Here is an 18,477-nt window from a genome sequence, read left to right as displayed (position 1 = left end):
CTGTCACGAACCCCTGCAATAACTGTCACGCCCCCCTGCAATAACTGTCACGAACCCCTGCAATAACTGTCACGCCCCCAAACCTGCAAACCCAGCAGGGGCGACAGTACTGATGCTGATTCTCCTTATATCAATCAACGTTCGGGAGACAAAGGCAGCAAATCTTTGGTAGCCGGTCAAGAGGGTCTACTGAATAAGGATGTGGGCGGCCGGCTGGCATGGCGTCTTTCTCCGGCACAAACTCTAACGCTCGATGCCACGTATAGTAGACAGGGTAACCGCTACAATGGCGATGGGCCAAATAATGTACAAACCGATTATACGCAAAGTTTATATGGTAAGGAAACGCGCCGTGTATATCGGCAAAGTTTTGCTCTCACCCATGAAGGCGCATGGGATTGGGGTGATAGCAAGCTGGTGGCGCAATATGATAAAACTACTAATAGTCATTGTTCTGAGGCGCTTGCGGGTGGACCGGAAGGTTTGTGTCAAGATTTAGGAACGAAAGATATCACCTATGCTGACAGTGTCCTGACTACCAAGCGGCTGGCCGGTGAAGTTCACATTCCTTTTTCTGTTTGGGTACCGCATGTTTTAACTATGGGAGCAGAATATCAGCACGATAAGCTGAATGATCCTGACGGTCTGCGCCGCATTCCTATGCCGAATGCTGTGTACCCAGCTGCGGCTAATCACACGCCATCGCTTAGTAGCTGGGCCGGCTACGTGGAAGACAATATCAGTCTTACCGAACAGTTGAAAGTGGTACCGATGCTGCGCTATGACCATAATAATAAAACTGGCGGTAATGTTAGCCCCGGAATCAATATGTCATGGCAGTTGCATCCAAACTGGCTGCTCAAAGGTGGTATCGCACGAGCATACAAAGTACCTAACCTGTATCAAAGTACAGACAGCTATATGCTGTACAGTAAAGGTAACGGCTGTGCTGTTTCTTCAGGCAGTGGCCGCGGTTGCTACTTGATTGGTAATAGTAAGCTAAAACCGGAAACCAGTGTGAATAAGGAAATTGGCTTTGAATTTAGCAAAAATGGCTATCTGGCTTCGCTGGCTTATTTCCGTAATGATTATAAAAATAAGATTGAAGCCGGACGGCAAATCATTTTCACCGGAAGTTCCGGAATCAGTGCCCGCCCCGGTGGCTATGATTACTTTGAATGGACCAATACACGTAAAGCGCTGGTAGAGGGACTGGAAGGCAACTTTACTTTGCCGTTTTCCAAACAGTGGAAATGGGTGAATAATTTTACTTATATGTTTAATTCCAAAAACAAGGAAACCGGTAATCCGTTGTCTATTATTCCCAAATATACAATTAACTCCTCTCTGGCCTGGGCACCTACGGAAAAATGGGATACGTTGCTGACTTATACCTATTACGGCCGACAGAAACCACGTACCGTGCCGGTCAATCCGGTAGAAGCAGGGATTGGCAATGGCGGACAAGGTACAGTTGGCCTGAGTGGCGAAGAAATGGGCAGCTATGGTATCTGGGGAATTTCAGCCGGATATGCGGTGAATAAAAACATCAATGTTCGCGCAGGGATGTCAAATATATTCAATAAGCGCATCTATGCTTCCACTTTACGCGGTACGGCCTACACTTATAACGAACGGGGACGTGCAGTGTGGGGCAATATGAAAGTTTCTTTCTGATTATGCCGAAGCATCAGGTTGTCACTGTGGCAGCCTGATAAAAAATATTTGGTTTTCACGTGACTTCGATGTTCAAATAAGTTATATTTATAAATAGTAATGATTATTATTTATAAATAATCAAGGATAGTCCTATCAGCAAAGGTAAACATAATTTATTGATTATCTGAAAGATTTAACCAAAATCCTGATCTGGTGTGTTAATTAAGTACTCTTTCATCTTTTTTTGCAATGCAGCAACCTAATCTTACTTCGCTACCGTCTTGTTGTCTCCATATGCTTACTAAAGTCAATCAACTGACGGAAAGATTAAATATGCGCCAGATTATCATTTTTTTATTAATGTTTTTTACGGCCTTAATCTTGCACAATACAGCTAAAGCCCAGCCTAATCTGAATGAAAGTGCTGATTTTGCTGTGCTGCAACAGCAAAATGGCGGTTATCATTTTACAACCCTGCCGCTAACATCTACAGACGGACAGCGCCAGTACCGCATTTACATCGGGATTCCTGCACAACAGCCTCCTGCTGGGGGTTATCCTGTTTTCTACGCGCTGGACGGAAATGCCATACTGACTTTTCTAACTCCTGAAAACATGCAGATACTGGCACGGCAGCCTCAGCCTCCAGTATTGGTATTGCTAGGTTATGCAACTGATAAACGTTTTGATGTGCGGGCACGCGCCTACGACTACACCATTGCGCCGGAAGACAACAATACCGACCCACTCGATGCCAGCAGAATCAACGGCGGTGCCGATATATTTCTGGATATGATACAGAATGAGGTTATGCCGGCTGTACAGATGAGAGTAGCAGTCAATCTGGATAATCAAACGCTGTGGGGCCATTCTTATGGCGGGTTGCTGGTACTGCATACTCTATTTACTCAGCCTAATCTGTTTCAACACTATATTGCAGCAGACCCGTCTGTGTGGCTGCATGGCGATTTACTTCAGCAGGAAGCAGCGGAAATGCTGAAGCGTAAGGTTGATTTTTCTGGCAGCAGCCTTTTGATACTCAATAGTAAGCTCAGACCCAAAAAAATTCCTAAAAATCCGCATGTTGCCGCCCGAATTCGGATGCGTAACGAACAAACGGCCAGACAAGGTAATTTGGGCAGAAAACTGGCCGATGAATTGCAGCATCATACTGATTTAAGCGTTAAATACGAAGTTTATCCGCAAGAAAACCATGGCAGCCTGTTTGGCAAAAGCCTGCAACTAACTCTTTTTCACCCCTCAATCAGGCCACAATAATGAATAAACGGTCACCTCATCAAGCTTATCTGGTTCGGGTACAAGATATTATCGATCTAAGCCCTAATCTGCGCCGGCTGGTTTTGCACAGTGATGAATTGGTTGATTATCCGCATCAGTTTAATGGTGCTCATATCAAGATTTTTCTGGCGTCGGCAGGTCAGACTTCGCCACAACTACCGCAATTTTCCGGTCATGGTTTTAAATGGGGTGATCCAGACAATAAGCCGATTGTGCGCACTTATACCATCCGAGATTATGATGCTCAGGCATGCACGGTAAGTATTGATTTTGTGAAACATGGTGACAATGGTCCGGCTTCGGCATTTGCAGAACACGCTCGTGCGGGAGACATCATCGGGATTTCATCACCGGGAGGCCCGAATCCGATGCTGAAAGCAGCTACACGTTATTTATTTGTTGGAGATATTACGGCTGTACCAGCGATTGCATCTTTGCTGTCTGATATTGAGCAGGAGGCCAGTGGAGATGTGGTTTTACTGTTGCCAGATGCCAGCGATTTACCAACCACTTTAAACCTGCCTACCAATATGCAGTTGCATATGTTTTATGGCACTTTAAGTCAGATTCCGGCACTAATAGAAAAAGTGTCCGGTTTTCCACCCCTGTGTGCAGATGATTTTGCCTGGGTTGCTGGTGAAGCTGAAATGGTCAGACCGCTGCGTGATTTATTGCGTAACCAATGGCAATTACCACCACAACGCCATTATGCAGTCCCTTACTGGCGCCATGGCGAAACAGAAGAAAGTTATCATGAGGCGCGGCACCGATTTATTGAAAAATAGGCGTTTACACCGAAATATGACCTGCCTCGGATTCAGGCAGTATAATTAATGCAAACAATAATGATAGGAAATTCAGACAATGTTTAAATCCTGCTGGAAACCACTTGCTCTATCTATGCTGGCATTATCGCTTCTCTCCGCATGCGGCGAAAAAAACACTCAGAACAGTTCTGCCAGTAATACAAGTGCTTCAGGAGCTGCTGTTAGTGGCCCCACTGTCTCTGTAAACACTGCACGCGGTGAAATGAAAGTACCAGAAAATCCTTCCAAAGTTGTGGTATTTGATATGGCCACCCTGGATGATTTGCAGGCTTTGAAAGTACCGGTAACCGGTGCACCGAAAAAAGTATTGGTACCTTACTTGCAGCAAACATTGGAAACCGTAAACAACACCGGTACCTTGTTTGAGCCCGATATGGAAGCACTCAATGCGCTGAAACCTCAGCTGATTATCATTGCCGGACGTACGGCACCTAAATATGATGAATTAGCGGCTCTAGCGCCAACCATGGATATGACAGACAGTGGACAGGATCTGATTGGTGATGGCATGAAAATGCTTGATACCTACGGTAAACTGTTTAAAAAAGAAGCTGAAGCCAAGAAACTGCATGATGACATTCAGAATCTGCTAGCTGAAACGCAGCAGGCGGCCAAAGGAAAGGGTACTGGCCTGATTCTGATGGTGAATGCCGGTAAACTTTCTGCTTTCGGTCCTTCTTCACGCTTTGGCTGGATACACACACAAGTCGGAGTACCGGCTGCCGATACCAATATTCCGGCCTCCCCGCACGGCCAGTCTGTTTCGTTTGAATATGTACAGAAAACCAATCCGGACTGGATATTTGTGATTGACCGCACCGCAGCCATAGGTGAGGAAGGCAAAACCGCACAGGCTGTACTCAACAATGATCTGGTACGACAGTCCAAAGCGTGGAAAGAAAATCATATTGTCTACTTAAGCAGTGCCTCTTATCTTGCCGCCGGTGGTGTGCAGCAGATGAAAACCGACTTAACCAATATCAAGGCTGCTTTCACACACTAAAACTAAGTATTATTCGTTCACAGCCTTCAGGTTTCGCTTTGCCGCATTTAATAGTGGCAATAGCGAAAACCTGTTGTCTGTATCTTTGTTTGCCCTATGTTTCGTTCTTCCCAGATAAACGCTATCAATATACTGTTGCTGCCACTATTACTGATTATCAGCATCAGTATCGGTGCAGCCGCTTTTCACTGGAGTGATGTATTTAGTAACAGCGATACCCGCTCTCTGCTGATATACAGCCGCCTGCCTCGCTCGCTGGCGATTATCCTTACCGGTGCTACTCTGGCTGTAGCCGGCATGGTGCTACAAATCGTTTTACGCAACCGTTTTCTTGAACCAAATATGGTTGGTGCCACCCAGAGTGCAGCACTGGGAATCTTATTGGTATCTATTTGGTTTCCTCAGGCTACTCAGCTGGCGAAAATGAGCTGTGCGAGCATCGTTGCCCTGTTGGGCATGACTTTGTTTTTATTTTTGTTTCGCAGATTACCGCCACATCGGCAGATGATGATACCGTTAATCGGCATCATCTACGGCAGTATTATCGAAGCGCTGGTTAACTTTATCGGTGTGGAAACCAATACTTTGCAATTATTGGCTGTGTGGTTTGCCGGTGATTTTTCGGCGGTATTGGCTGGACGCTATGAGCTGCTGTGGCTTACTGGTCTGATGGCATTGGTTATCTATTTTCTAGCTGACCGGCTCACTATCGCCGGATTGGGGCAGAATATCAGCACCAGTCTGGGCATAAACTATGCACAGATGATGTGGATTTCTCTAATCACAGTGGCCATGATTACAGCCATCGTTGTTGTTACAGTTGGCCAGATTCCGTTTATCGGGCTAGTAGTACCGAATATTGTTTCCCGTCTGGCGGGAGACCGCTTACGGCAGAATCTGCCGTCAGTAGCACTAATGGGCGCCAATGCACTGCTGGTATGCGACATTATCGGCCGCATCATTGATCCGCCATATGAAATACCGGTATCACTGATTTTTGGTATCGTAGGTACCGTGATTTTTCTGTATCTGCTGTTTAGAAAGCCTACCGTACATGCAACCTGACCATACCATGCCGTCGCCCCGTTCTGGTGCACGTTTTCTCGGCGTGCTCGGGATATTGTTGATAATTGCCAGCATTTTGTTTATGACTTACGGTGTAAAAGGGAGCTGGGATTTTGTTTTACAACTGCGTGGCAAGAAATTGCTGATGCTGCTGACTGTCGCTTATGCAGTCGGCGTTTCTACATTACTTTTCCAGACACTTACCCATAACCCCATTCTGACGCCGGGTCTGCTAGGGTACGATTCACTTTACCTGCTCCTACAGACACTGACACTCTTTATCTTTGGTGCAGTGGGATACGCCAGCATTGGTGCTTTCACTAAATTTACCATTGAAGCACCATTGATGATGGCTGCCTCCTTACTACTGTTTCGTACGCTAACTCGAAACAGCAATGGTGATCTGGCTCGGCTGATACTTACCGGCACAATATTCGGCGTGATGTTTCGCAGTTTCAACAGTCTGCTGCAACGATTGATAGACCCTACCCTATTTACCGTCGCTCAGACCAGCTATTTTGCCCAGTTTACTTCAGTAAATGTCAGTATGCTGATGATTGGCATCACAGTGATGCTAATCAGTACCATCTGGATCTGGCGCATGCGCTATCAGCTGGATGTCATGATGCTAGGACGCAACGCCTCTATTGCCCTTGGGATCAATTATCCGCGCCTAAGCCGCAATATTCTGTTGTGGATTGCGCTGCTGGTTTCCGTTTCCACAGCACTCGTAGGACCTGTGAGCTTTTTTGGGCTACTGATTTGTGCACTGGTCAATGCCTGTACTCCCAGCATGACACACCGGCTGCGGATTCCGGCTGCGTTTCTGATGGCTGCACTGATACTGGTCTGCGGGCAGCTGATATTCGAACACGTACTTGGCATGCAGGGCGTACTGAGTGTGGTTATAGAATTCTGTGGTGGTCTGGTGTTTCTATGGTTGGCATTAAAACGCCAATCCTGAACTTGCCACCTCAACAGCGTATTGCTTTACTGACTTAACCGGACAGCAAGATGATTTCCATAAAAAATGTTAACTATTGTATCAACGGCGCTACCATCCTGCGTGATATTAATCTTGATATACCGGATAAAAGCATCACTGCATTAATTGGACCTAACGGTGCCGGTAAGTCTACTTTATTTTCCCTGATAGCACGCTTGCAACCTTTACAGCAAGGCAGCATCCACATTGATGAGCTAGATGTAAGCAGTAGCAAATCCAATGCTATTGCGCAAAAGCTGGCAATATTGTCGCAAGAAAACAACATTCAAAGCCGAATTACCGTACGCGATTTACTGCTATTTGGCCGCTATCCGCACAATCAAGGGCGTATAACCAACACAGACCAGCAGATTGTCGATCAGGCATTACAACGCTTTGAGCTGCAAGAATTGCAACAACGTTATCTCAGTGCATTGTCCGGCGGGCAGCGTCAGCGGGCATTGGTGGCAATGACCTTCTGCCAGCAAACCAAACATGTTATTCTAGATGAACCGCTTAACAATTTGGATATGTATCATGCTCGCGAACTGATGCGGCTGCTACGTGAGCTCACCAGCGAACAGGGATTATCTACTGTTATGGTGGTGCATGATATTAATATGGCCGCCGCCTATGCTGACCATATTGTCGCCTTGAAAGAAGGACAGATTGTTATGCAGGGTCCACCGGATAAAATAATTACCGCCGATAATATTCAAACCATATTTAATCTGGATACCGAAGTTTTAAGCCACAAAGGCAAACCTCTGGTCATCCATCATCTGTAGCAGGTCTAATTATGCAAAACACCAAAACACCTCAGTCTCGCAAACAAACTTCTCTAATTATTAGCATGGTAGTCTTGTTTGTCATACTGGCTTCATGGTTTATCTGGCTGTTTATGGGAGACGATGCAGCGGTACGCATGTCCATGGCGCGTATTATGCTGATTTTTTTGGGTTTGGTGTGCACATTCCTATTTGGCGTATCTATTATGATTGGTGTAAAAATCCTACGACAACAACACAGCCGGCACTGATAATTGACTGCAATACCTAAGCAGCTGCCCTCTTCTACAAAAGATGTGCAGCCTCAGCCCTGTTTTTATCTTTGCTTCTGGCCGTTCACACTGTATACAGCCATCTAACTCAGCCTGTTTAATTTTTATAAAATCAATTTTTACAACTGTTAAACAGCTGCTTTTTTTTATCCTCCGCCCAGACCTCAATATATCCATAAGATCCCTGCAAACAAGCTTAATAGACAGATTTGCTATAATACGCATATCTAATTATATTCCGGCAGTATCTGTTCCATGCCTGTATACGAACTCAACCAAATCCTGAGCAAAGACCGCCACTTCCTACAACGTGCTAGTAAAAACCCTGCCCGATTCGGCGGAGAAGAAAAATTTAACCAGCGTTATCAGCGTTCACACCAGATGTACCTACAACGACAGGCACATCTGCCTGTTCCGGAATACGATAACACCCTGCCGGTACATGAAAGACGAGTAGAAATCAAACAAGCCATCAGCCAACATCAGGTGGTCATCGTCTGCGGCGAAACCGGCTCTGGTAAAACCACCCAGCTGCCGAAAATCTGCCTCGAGCTTGGCCGCGGCGTAGCCGGTCTCATCGGCCATACTCAGCCACGGCGGCTTGCTGCACGCTCCGTTGCCGAAAGAATCGCTGAGGAACTGCACAGCCAGATTGGCCACAGTGTCGGCTATAAAGTGCGCTTTAACGACAAAACCGCTCCCGAAAGCTACATTAAACTGATGACAGACGGTATTCTGCTCGCTGAAAGCCAGACCGACCGTTTCCTCTGTGCTTACGATACAATTATCATCGACGAAGCACATGAACGTAGTCTCAATATTGATTTTCTGCTGGGCTACTTGAAACAGCTATTGCCTCGTCGTCCCGACCTAAAAGTAATCATCACATCCGCCACCATCGATGCCGAGCGCTTCAGCCAGCACTTTACCATTCACGGCCAGCCAGCACCGGTGATCGAAGTATCCGGCCGCACCTATCCGGTTGAAATCCGTTATCGCCCATTGCACAGCACTGATGCCGATGATGCCGAAATGGAAATCAACGACGCCATCGTCGATGCAGCAGACGAGCTGGCACGCGAAGGTCAGGGTGATATATTGATATTTCTGCCCGGCGAACGCGAAATCCGCGAAGCTGCGCATGCATTACAACAATCACCACTGCGCCGCAATGATGAAATACTTCCCTTGTTTGCCCGCCTGTCTGCGGCCGAGCAACACAAAATTTTTCATCCCAGCGGCCGTCAGCGCCGCATCGTATTAGCCACCAACGTAGCCGAAACTTCTCTTACTGTACCCGGCATCCGCTATGTGATTGATACCGGTCTGGCGCGAGTAAAACGCTACTCTGCCCGTGCCAAAGTAGAACAACTACATATCGAACCCATCAGCCAAGCTGCTGCACGCCAGCGTGCCGGCCGCTGCGGCCGCATTGCGGCCGGTATCTGTATCAGACTGTACAGCGAAGAGGACTACAACCAGCGCCCCGCCTTTACCGATCCGGAAATTATCCGCAGCAACCTCGCCGCAGTTATTCTCCGTATGATTAGCCTTAAACTGGGTAATGTAAATGATTTTCCTTTTTTACAGGCACCGGACCAACGTTATATCAATGATGGCTATCAGGTACTGCTCGAACTGGGTGCAGTAGATGAACACTATCGCTTAAGCAAATTAGGCGAACAGATGGCGCATCTACCCATAGATCCGCGCATCAGCCGCATGCTGCTGGCCGCAAAACGTCTGCAATGTGTTGCCGAAATGCTGGTTATCGTGGCCGCACTATCTATTCAGGATCCGCGCGAACGGCCGCTGGAAGCGCGTGATGCCGCCGCTAAAGCACATGAACGCTTCACAGACAAACAATCCGACTTCCTTGCCTATCTAAATATCTGGGATTCATATCAGCGCGAGCGTGACAAAGGTTTGTCCAACCGGCAGATGGTACAATGGTGTCACCAATATTTCCTTTCGCATCTACGTATGCGCGAATGGCGCGAGCTGCACCATCAGCTGGCTCAGATTGCCATTGATATGGGGCTGACAGATAAAGCCACTGCCTACCGTCAGATACCTGAGCAAAATTCCACTCATTCTGCCCACAACCAAAACGGTGACCAGGATTTAGCTGCCAAACTCAGGCAGCAGCAAATTGTCCGTCGCCAACAGCGCCAGATTCGGCAAAAAGCAAAAGAGGCCAGTTATGAGCAGATTCACCGAGCCTTGCTCACCGGCCTGATAGCTAATATCGGCTTAAAAAGTCCCGAAGGACATGATTATACCGGTGCGCGCGGCATTCATTTCCATCTGTTTCCGGCTTCAGCTTTATTTAAAAGCAAGCCCAAATGGGTTATTGCTGCCGAATTAACCGAAACCACTCGTCTTTATGCACACGATGTCGCCAAAATTGAACCGGAATGGATTGAAACCGAAGTCCCGCATCTGCTGCGCCATCATTACTTCGAACCACACTGGGAACAGAAACGCGGCGAAGTCGTCGCCAGCGAACGCATTACTCTTTACGGTCTAACCGTCCTGCCGCGCCGACCAATATCCTATGGACGCATTAACCCTGCAGAAGCACGCGAAATTTTTATTCGCGGCGCGCTGGTGGCACAAGAATGCGACCTCAAAGCCGACTTTTTCCGCCACAACCGGCAACTGATAGAAGAAGTCACCGAGTTGGAACACAAATCAAGGCGACAGGATGTACTGGTAGACGCAGAAGCGCTGTTTAGTTTTTACGACCAGCGCCTGCCTGCTACTGTCGAACAACAAGGTCGGCAATTGCCTTTGGCTGACATCCGTACATTTGAACACTGGCGCAGACAAGCAGAAGTCGAAAACCCACACCTGCTGTATCTTGGCCGTGACGACCTCATGCAGCATGCTGCCAGTAATATTACCGAAAGCCAGTTCCCTGAATATCTCAACACCAAAGACGGCCGCTGTGCCCTAAGCTACCGCTTCGAACCACATCATCCATTCGACGGCGTCACCGTAGCCGTACCGCTGCCCCTTCTCAACCGCATCAGTGCGGCACGGTTGGAATGGTTAGTACCAGGCATGATCCGTGAAAAATTGCAATTACTCATTAAAGCCCTGCCCAAACAAATTCGCCGCATTTGCGTACCGGTGCCGGACTTCATTACCGCTTTTCTTTACAGCGAACCCGATACAAATGCTCCACTGTTGCCACAGCTGGCACATGCCATTGCTCGTCACGCCGGCGATATGCGCCTGCTCAACCAAATCGATATCGAACACTGGCGTAGCCAACAGCTACCCGCCCATTGCTATTTCAACATTCAGGTAATAGACGACAGCGGCACAGAACTGGCCAGCGGCCGTGACCTCAATGCATTACAGCAACAGCTCGGGCAGGCTGCTGCGGTCACTTTCCGCGATAACAGCAACGAATTCGAACGCGACAACATTACCAGCTGGGACATAGGCAAACTACCGGAAAGCATCAGATTTGCTCGCGCTCAGCAGCAACTTACCGGCTATCTCGGCTTACAGCAGCAAAAAGACGGGAGTATCTCCCTGCGTCTGTTTGATACCGCTGCTGCTGCCCAACAGGCTCATCGCAACGGCGTACTTGCACTGATGACCCTGCAATTAAAAGAACAGGTAAAAGACCTCAACAAAGGCTTGCCCGACTTTACTCAGATGGCCATGCTGCTCAAACACCTTGGTGCTGATACCCTGCGTGCAGACCTGACCCATGCCGTACTGGATCGCGCTTTGATTGGCGAAGATGAGCTGCCACGAGATGAAAAAGCCTTTAAAGAGCAGTTGAAACGAGCGCGCAGCCGCCTACCGGCCGTAAAAGAGGCACTTAATCAGTATGCGCTGCAAACAGCATTAGCCTATGGCGAAGTCAGTAGCCATCTGGGTAGACATCCTTTATCCTTGCTGCTGCGTCAGCATCTGGGCAGCCTGATTTATCCTGGTTTTGCCAGCGCCACACCATGGAAACAATGGCCACGATTGCCCATCTATCTGCAAGCCATGCTTAGACGTATGGATAAATATGGTAGTAACCCTGCCCGCGACAGTGCACGTGAGGCAGATATTCAGGCACTCACAGATATATGGCAGGAAAAGATTCGCCAGTATCAGCAACAAAATCAGCCAATTCCTCTAGCCATTGCTGATTTTCGTTGGATGCTGGAAGAACTGCGTGTTTCCCTCTTCGCACAGGAACTCAAAACCCCCTATCCAGTTTCAGCCAAACGGCTAAGCAAAGAATGGGAAAAACTTATTGCACTATAATAGTACTCAGACACAGCAGCCCTGCTCTAGCCAAGGGCTGCCGTAAAACCAGAATCATGTAGCTGTAGTCTCATTTCTCTGTTAGCTCCTGAAAATCCTTATCCACATGGTCAGACAATCGGAAGCGTACCTCTGCTGGCGGCAACGTTATACCGAGCTTTTGTGCCAGTACCAAACCGTCAACATATTTATTCTCCTTCGCCGGAATGTCCAGCACCTTCAGGAAAGCCATTAACTGCTCCCGCGACTGAAAACAAACTGCACACCAATATTCACTATCCGTCACTCGCTGACGTAACTGCTGCGGCATCTTGCCAACACGTTCAAATTCCTGCCGTAAATTTTCAAGCTGCCTCAGTGCCTCTTTGTCAGCACGATGGCCGGCTTGAAAGTTACGTGTTGGAAAAGTCGCCGTTTTATTTATATTTTCTCTGCCATCATCACCAGACAGCACAGATTGTTCTGCCTTGCCTGCATTCTTAATTTTTTCCAAAAGTGCACTCCCATCGAAAAATCTCCAGCTCACATAATGGAAAAAATTCTAGAATTTTCTGATAATCACGCGGATAGAATTTTTTTATTGGTAGAAGAAAGCGCAAATCTAAACTATCAAAAGAACAGCCGAAAATCTGATAATCGCTGCCTAGTCTTACATGATTGCGCTTGAAGCAGTGCAGCAAATCCTGCTTTTTCCAATCCCAAACTGGATAATACTGACATTGACTTTTTACTATCGACCCATGCCGCTGCATACTCAGCCGCTGCTTAGGCCTTTTCTCAACTCTGGTACCATTAGCAACTGGTGTATCCGGCGGTAAATCAAACATACCACACATCATCAGCCGAATATCGGCATAACCAAAATCTGCCAAGCCGGCTGCATCGATTACAGCAGTATGCTTCGGCGGCTGAAATACATGTGCCCGCAGCATCTGATACAGCGCAGGATGTGGCAAACGGGTAATTCTAAAACCAAATTGCCGTTCATATAATTCCAGCTGTTCTTCTACAAATTCCAACTCCGGCACCAGATAAAGATAATACGGATAAACAGCTGCAAAACGCTTCCTGATGGCCAGATACGCCGCTATCGAATCTTTCCCTGCACTGAAAGCCAGAATACTTTGCCTGTGTTCACTGGCAACTTTTTCAAGCGTCATTTTTCCGGACAAAATAGGCATATATTGACACTTTCAGCCTAGAAATCATTAATAATTTCAATCAGTATACCCACAATGAAAATAAATTGCCTAATTTGTCATATCCGCAGCCACTGCTTGACAAATTAACAAAATAGTTATCGATACTAAAAATTAACAACAAAATATCAATATAAATGCATATCCAAATAGTTTATTCTTAATAAATATAATTTTCAGGCAGAAAACAGCAATTCTCAGCCTAGGCTGAAAACTCTCATATACTTGGCTAGCCAACTGCATAAAAGCAACACTCTTACCTTAAATCAGAACAGATTAGGAATCCTCCAATATCGTCCGATTTGAAGAAAACATTTATCTTTCGGGCACACAGCTGCATTGAGCCTACTCCATTTTTAGCCAACAAAACAAAATTAAGCTCTATTCGTAAATATCAATTTCCACGTACCATTTATCATCACCACCCTAAGCTAAATTCATGTCCATATAAATTTATATAGATATCAGATATATAATTAATTTCGTTAAGATTAGAAAATTTTTGTAGACAAAAGATAGATATTTTGATAATCTAACACTTAATATCTAAGCTATTTATTTCCCTGTCCCGGCGATTTTATTTATAAGCTTTTCTCCTACATTCAGGTTTATAAATTTAAATGCTGGGTTCTTTTTTACTACGATACAAAACTGTATAGCGCACTTATTCGTGAATATTTATCCAGCCTCAAAGTCAGTAATAACCACGTGCTTTACTGATTATCATTACTAATTTCCCGTCATTATTCAATTATTATAATTTACGGGTCTATTCCACCGTGAGCGCTCAAAATAGATCAGGCAGATTTCAAAACAGGCATCAAACTCAGCCTTACTGGAAAAGTCTTTCCTCTGCAGATAAAAAAATTTACGCGGGTAATAAAATTTTTCCTTATTCAGAAACAAAAAAATAACATTATATTTTTTACTGACAGTATAAAATTGCTGCCATTTGTAACGAGTGTGATTAAATTCTGATTTTTCATCTACAAATTTCGCCGTAATTTCGAGAAAATGTTCGCAGAATGCCCCTTTTTTCATATCACGTATTATATAGTAAACAAAAATTAACAAAATAGATAAAAAATAAATCAGAGAATAGATGTAAATTATTGTTTCCTTTATAGGCTGCTTTAAAATAAAATACCAGATGAAAGGCCACCATACAAATATGAAACGGTTTAAAACCAAATAATCTATAGGCTTAGGGTTAACTCGAATAATCATTTTTCTTAATTTGTATATTCTATATTTATTTTATACAAATAACATAAAAACTGCATCCGTTCCACTTTTTTCTCCACTATTCGCACACGAATTCACCAATAAACAACATTGCGTCTATTTCGTTTCTTCAAGATTCACTCATCATTTTAATGTCTACTCAAATTCCAACAAGAATCACTCACACAACATCAATCTGTACACATCAACATAGCAAGTTTTTCTACAGCACCATTCAGACATAAAAAAGGATTTCAGCTTAACTGAAATCCTTTTTCTGGCCTACCGGACATCTAAATGATACATTAAAACGATATTTTTAGATTCGCTCGCCCTGAATTACTGTGCCAGTGACTGCCATTCTCGTACTGATACTGAATACCAGCACTCACATTACGGCTCACCTGTACATTGCTACCAATTGCTGCATTCCAGCGTGTTCTGGCTGACGACCATTTACCCGCTCTTGCATCACTATGAATTCCACTAAATCCTCCTCGTGTGGCATATTCTCGGTCTCTGAAATCATGCTCCACTCCCACTGCTCCAAAGATATTCGCCACTATATCCCTTATATCAAACAGATATTCAGCTACTAAGCCGGCACTGCCAGTTACTATGCCTTTGTTTAGCTTTCTGCCATATAAGCCATATCCTTCTGCTCCGGTTTCACTGAAACTGTTCTGTTGCAGATAGTCGTAGCGTAAACCTAGCTGCGGTGTCAGTGTCAGACCTTTCATAGCGAATGCTTTACCGCCGTTCAATGCCAGCTGCCACACATTACCTTTCGTTTTCGCTCCGCTATCCTCTCTGGTTGTGCCCAGCCATATGCCGCGGGTCACATCATTGGAATAGCGGTTATAACCTAAGCTACCGGATAGGTATGCACCCCGCCAGTTGGCCGGCGCATAGAAGGTGCCCAGTGTTAAGCCGTTGCTCTTGATATCGGCACTACCATCTCTTTCACTCCAGTCTGTATTCTGGAAACTGTATGCCGCTGCTCCTGACCATCCATTACCAAAATTCTTGCTCACGCCGAGCAGGCCGCTGTTGCTATTCTGCTTGCCGCGCACTTCGCTTGGATTCCACCGATTCTGTGAATGGTTAAATTCCATAATCAGTGCCGGTTCGGCGCTATCATTGCGGATAGATGACATAAAGTCTGTATTCAGCTTGCCCAGTGTCAGGGTATTCACTACATTGGCATTACTGTATACCGCACCTGATAATGAATACAGTGAACGCCGCAACGTTTCTGCTGTCTGGACATTCTGAATCCGGTTGGCACCAGCAAACAATTCTGCTGTTGGACCATCTGTGCCTGTTACTGACGACAGTTTGTCTAGCTGGCTGAAGCTGGTATCAATCGCTGCAGCTGCAGCCTCAATTGCCGGATCAGCTATGCTGCGCGTTAACAGACCGTTATTTTGTACCGCCTGCCGTGCTGATATCCGCGTTACATCAAAATTCACATTGTCACCATCATAACTGGCTTTCCCGTCCAGTAATATTCCTGAGGCTAATGCAGTTTGGCTGAATTCTCCTATGCGCTTCTGCGCATTGATAACGGCTACTTGAAGACCAGTCTGTGGCACAAAGCCAGATTTCAGGCCGTCGAAATACAACCGGCCAGCCAGACTGGCTGTACCATTTATAGCTGTTTTGCTGCCCAGACTGGTTTGAAAGGTTGCCTCTTCACTCTGGCTGTAGTCTCCATTAATCGTGGCATCGCGGCTGACAAACGTACCCTGATTATTCACCGCTCCAGTACTACCGTGCACCTGATAGGTACCGTCTTTGGAAATTTTCGCCGCAGACTGACTGCTGCCATCCAGTGACAGCATTCCAGAATTAATGATGGTATTACCTTGATAGCTGTGACTGCCCGTCAAAATCAGTGTACCGCTGCCATTCTTGATTAATCCGCCAGTTCCACTGATATCATTGCTGAAAATATACTGGCCACTGCTGACATTGGCATTAAAATCGCCAAAGGCAAACTGAGCCGGCCCGTTTACGGCTTTGCCGATATTCAGCAATCCCCAGCCATAAACTGAATCCACACCTTTAGCACCTAAATCTGTAGCTGTAGTCAGTAAAGTGGTGCGTAGATTATCATTGCTCATCCATGGATATTTCTGTTTCACCAGTACGGCTGCTGCTGTAACCTGCGGTGCGGAGAAAGAAGTACCTGAAGTAGTAGTAAGCGGTAATCCATTAATATCTTCACCAGGTTTGGCATTTAAATTGGCCGTTTGTGGCTGATAATAAGCCACCATACACCAATTTTTAGCGTCTCCGCACCGATTAGAGTAATCTTCAATTTTGTTATCAGCAGATACTCCGGCCACTGCAATCCAGCCCTTTTGCAGCTCTGGTTCCACTAATGGCAATAATGATTGAATACTAGGCTGATTTAGGCCGCCATTACCCGCTGCCCAGATAAACAGCATGTCATCTTCTACCAACGTAAGCAATTGTCCGATATAGCTATTTTGTTTAATTTTGGGGTTATCAGCGTTTAGATAATTTTTGGCATCATAGATATACCACGCTTTATTGGTCACATAATTAGTGCCATAACTATTATTGACGATTTTTACACCAGCTTTATCCAGTGCATAAAATCCCTTGATGGTAGCTTGTATATTGATTTGCCCTGCTCCGCGACTGTCTGAAGCACTGGCTGAATATATCTGCGCAGCGGGGGCAATGCCCAGTTTTTTTCCACGTACATCCTTGCCTGCTATATTCAGGGCAACTGCATCGCCATGAGGATAGGCTTCACCATTGTATACCGTACCAAATTGGCCTAAATCAACAATATTGTCTGGCAAAGCAGGATGATTCAGACTGACTGGCAAATCCACAATTCCTACTTTAACGCCTCTTCCGTCTAACTCCTGATCGCGAGCATCCTTAAGATTCAGACGATTGGCCTGTGTATTGTCTTCACCATTGTTGCTTCTGGTATATTGATTCTTACTTAAAGGAATGGCAATAGCCTGTTCACTGCTGTCTAGCCGGGACGGATTCACAGAAGGCATAGGAATATTATCAGGAACATCCGGCTGTTCTGTTGGCGGCGTTACCGGTGGTTTCTCTGGTGGTTTTACCGGTGATGTTGGCTTTTCAGATGGCGGATCATTCACTGGTGGTTTATCTGATGGTGGTTTCGGCGTGATTTCATCGCCGCCGGAATGGCCATTACCAGTATCCTCACCGCCAGAGCCACCGCCTGTTTCTGTAGAATTAGAATGAACCCCACCACTGCCACCACCGCAAGCCGTTAAGGCAAGAGAAACAGCTATGACTAGGGATTTAAGCATTAGTTTAGAATGTTTCATAACCGTCTCACTTCCTGTATTAAATGCATTAATAATCAAAACGCTCATGCAATTTTTTATTCTTATTTTTTAAAAATTTAATAAAATAAATGCAGTTAACCGTTATGAGATTTTTTCATTTCTGCATCATACAATGCCTAAAATATTGATTTACCTTATTAAATATTAATTAACCAAATAAGATATAATTTTATTTATTTAATATTCTACATATTTATGTTGTTATTTTATTTCATAAAAATGAGCAACTTATCTATCATAAAAGTACAATAATTTATATTCTGTACTGATCAAGCTATTCTGCTGTAATTAAATAATGGCAAGCTTTTGCTATTTTTTTCTACATAGAAAAATGCATAACAATATGTTAATACAATAAATTCAATTTTTATTGGATATTGATTAAGAATATTATTATGCAGAATAATTTATACAATTTTCACTTTATTTATTATTTATTTAAAATAAATCCAATTAAATATACGTTATGCAATCAGATTCACCTAACTATTACGTATATTAAAAATAGTT

At 45.2% G+C, this 18,477-nt stretch carries 12 protein-coding genes; 9 read left to right on the top strand and 3 right to left on the bottom strand.

Annotation, left to right across the window (positions count from 1 at the left end):
- Positions 1-66: 66 nt before the first annotated feature.
- The 9 genes from ACQP6D_RS05205 (at position 67) to hrpA (ending at position 12,176) form a co-directional block, all read left to right on the top strand.
- Entirely contained in the window at positions 67-1,677 is a 1,611-nt protein-coding gene (locus tag ACQP6D_RS05205; RefSeq protein ID WP_427857632.1) for a FepA family TonB-dependent siderophore receptor, read from the top strand.
- A gap of 315 nt (positions 1,678-1,992) precedes the next feature.
- Positions 1,993-2,937 carry an alpha/beta hydrolase gene (locus tag ACQP6D_RS05200; RefSeq protein ID WP_370389249.1) on the top strand — a complete coding sequence of 315 codons (945 nt, stop codon included), beginning with the start codon at positions 1,993-1,995 and terminating at the stop codon, positions 2,935-2,937.
- The gene (locus ACQP6D_RS05195; RefSeq protein WP_267390522.1) at positions 2,937-3,743 is read left to right on the top strand and encodes a siderophore-interacting protein; all 807 of its coding nucleotides are present in this window, start codon (positions 2,937-2,939) and stop codon (positions 3,741-3,743) included. Before ACQP6D_RS05200 ends, ACQP6D_RS05195 begins: the two co-directional genes overlap by 1 nt.
- A gap of 79 nt (positions 3,744-3,822) precedes the next feature.
- Complete coding sequence (locus ACQP6D_RS05190) at positions 3,823-4,788, top strand: siderophore ABC transporter substrate-binding protein (RefSeq protein WP_427857612.1); 966 nt, start codon at positions 3,823-3,825, stop codon at positions 4,786-4,788.
- Between the two features lie 96 nt (positions 4,789-4,884).
- Complete coding sequence (locus ACQP6D_RS05185; RefSeq protein WP_427857611.1) at positions 4,885-5,853, top strand: ABC transporter permease; 969 nt, start codon at positions 4,885-4,887, stop codon at positions 5,851-5,853.
- Positions 5,854-5,860: 7 nt separating this feature from the next.
- The gene (locus ACQP6D_RS05180) at positions 5,861-6,817 is read left to right on the top strand and encodes an iron chelate uptake ABC transporter family permease subunit (protein WP_370389345.1); all 957 of its coding nucleotides are present in this window, start codon (positions 5,861-5,863) and stop codon (positions 6,815-6,817) included.
- Between the two features lie 50 nt (positions 6,818-6,867).
- Positions 6,868-7,626: an ABC transporter ATP-binding protein gene (locus ACQP6D_RS05175; protein ID WP_367487299.1), complete on the top strand. Its 759-nt coding sequence runs from the start codon at positions 6,868-6,870 to the stop codon at positions 7,624-7,626.
- Positions 7,627-7,637: 11 nt separating this feature from the next.
- Positions 7,638-7,877, top strand: coding sequence for a hypothetical protein (locus tag ACQP6D_RS05170; RefSeq protein WP_267390527.1), 240 nt, complete (start codon positions 7,638-7,640; stop codon positions 7,875-7,877).
- 276 nt (positions 7,878-8,153) lie between these two features.
- On the top strand, positions 8,154-12,176 hold the full coding sequence (gene hrpA / locus ACQP6D_RS05165; RefSeq protein ID WP_427857610.1) for an ATP-dependent RNA helicase HrpA: 4,023 nt from the start codon (positions 8,154-8,156) through the stop codon (positions 12,174-12,176).
- Between the two features lie 70 nt (positions 12,177-12,246).
- Here the strand turns inward: hrpA and ACQP6D_RS05160 are convergent, their stop codons facing one another.
- The 3 genes from ACQP6D_RS05160 to ACQP6D_RS05150 all read right to left on the bottom strand — a co-directional run bounded on the left by ACQP6D_RS05160 (position 12,247) and on the right by ACQP6D_RS05150 (position 17,946).
- Positions 12,247-12,669 (bottom strand): hypothetical protein, encoded by a 423-nt coding sequence (locus ACQP6D_RS05160; RefSeq protein WP_427857609.1) that lies wholly within the window; start codon positions 12,667-12,669, stop codon positions 12,247-12,249.
- Positions 12,656-13,357, bottom strand: a complete 702-nt coding sequence (locus tag ACQP6D_RS05155; protein WP_427857608.1) for a phosphoadenosine phosphosulfate reductase — start codon at positions 13,355-13,357, stop codon at positions 12,656-12,658. The genes ACQP6D_RS05160 and ACQP6D_RS05155 overlap by 14 nt, the downstream gene beginning before the upstream one ends.
- Before the next feature lie 1,547 nt (positions 13,358-14,904).
- Complete coding sequence (locus tag ACQP6D_RS05150) at positions 14,905-17,946, bottom strand: S8 family serine peptidase (RefSeq protein ID WP_427857607.1); 3,042 nt, start codon at positions 17,944-17,946, stop codon at positions 14,905-14,907.
- Between the last annotated feature and the right edge of the window lie 531 nt (positions 17,947-18,477).

The organism is Snodgrassella sp. CS2 (genome assembly GCF_050310315.1).
Classification (GTDB): domain Bacteria; phylum Pseudomonadota; class Gammaproteobacteria; order Burkholderiales; family Neisseriaceae; genus Snodgrassella; species Snodgrassella alvi_E.
Note: the sequence above shows the minus strand (reverse complement) of the source record. Positions and strands in the feature narration are given on the sequence as shown.

What these genes read in the sequence shown, in the direction of transcription:
- ACQP6D_RS05200 (WP_370389249.1), top strand. Translation starts at nt 1,993, where the DNA reads ATGCGCCAGATTATCATTTTTTTATTAATGTTTTTTACGGCCTTAATC.
- ACQP6D_RS05195 (WP_267390522.1), top strand. Translation starts at nt 2,937, where the DNA reads ATGAATAAACGGTCACCTCATCAAGCTTATCTGGTTCGGGTACAAGAT.
- ACQP6D_RS05190 (WP_427857612.1), top strand. Translation starts at nt 3,823, where the DNA reads ATGTTTAAATCCTGCTGGAAACCACTTGCTCTATCTATGCTGGCATTA.
- ACQP6D_RS05185 (WP_427857611.1), top strand. Translation starts at nt 4,885, where the DNA reads ATGTTTCGTTCTTCCCAGATAAACGCTATCAATATACTGTTGCTGCCA.
- ACQP6D_RS05180 (WP_370389345.1), top strand. Translation starts at nt 5,861, where the DNA reads ATGCCGTCGCCCCGTTCTGGTGCACGTTTTCTCGGCGTGCTCGGGATA.
- ACQP6D_RS05175 (WP_367487299.1), top strand. Translation starts at nt 6,868, where the DNA reads ATGATTTCCATAAAAAATGTTAACTATTGTATCAACGGCGCTACCATC.
- ACQP6D_RS05170 (WP_267390527.1), top strand. Translation starts at nt 7,638, where the DNA reads ATGCAAAACACCAAAACACCTCAGTCTCGCAAACAAACTTCTCTAATT.
- hrpA (WP_427857610.1), top strand. Translation starts at nt 8,154, where the DNA reads ATGCCTGTATACGAACTCAACCAAATCCTGAGCAAAGACCGCCACTTC.
- ACQP6D_RS05155 (WP_427857608.1), bottom strand. Translation starts at nt 13,357, where the DNA reads ATGCCTATTTTGTCCGGAAAAATGACGCTTGAAAAAGTTGCCAGTGAA.
- ACQP6D_RS05150 (WP_427857607.1), bottom strand. Translation starts at nt 17,946, where the DNA reads ATGAAACATTCTAAACTAATGCTTAAATCCCTAGTCATAGCTGTTTCT.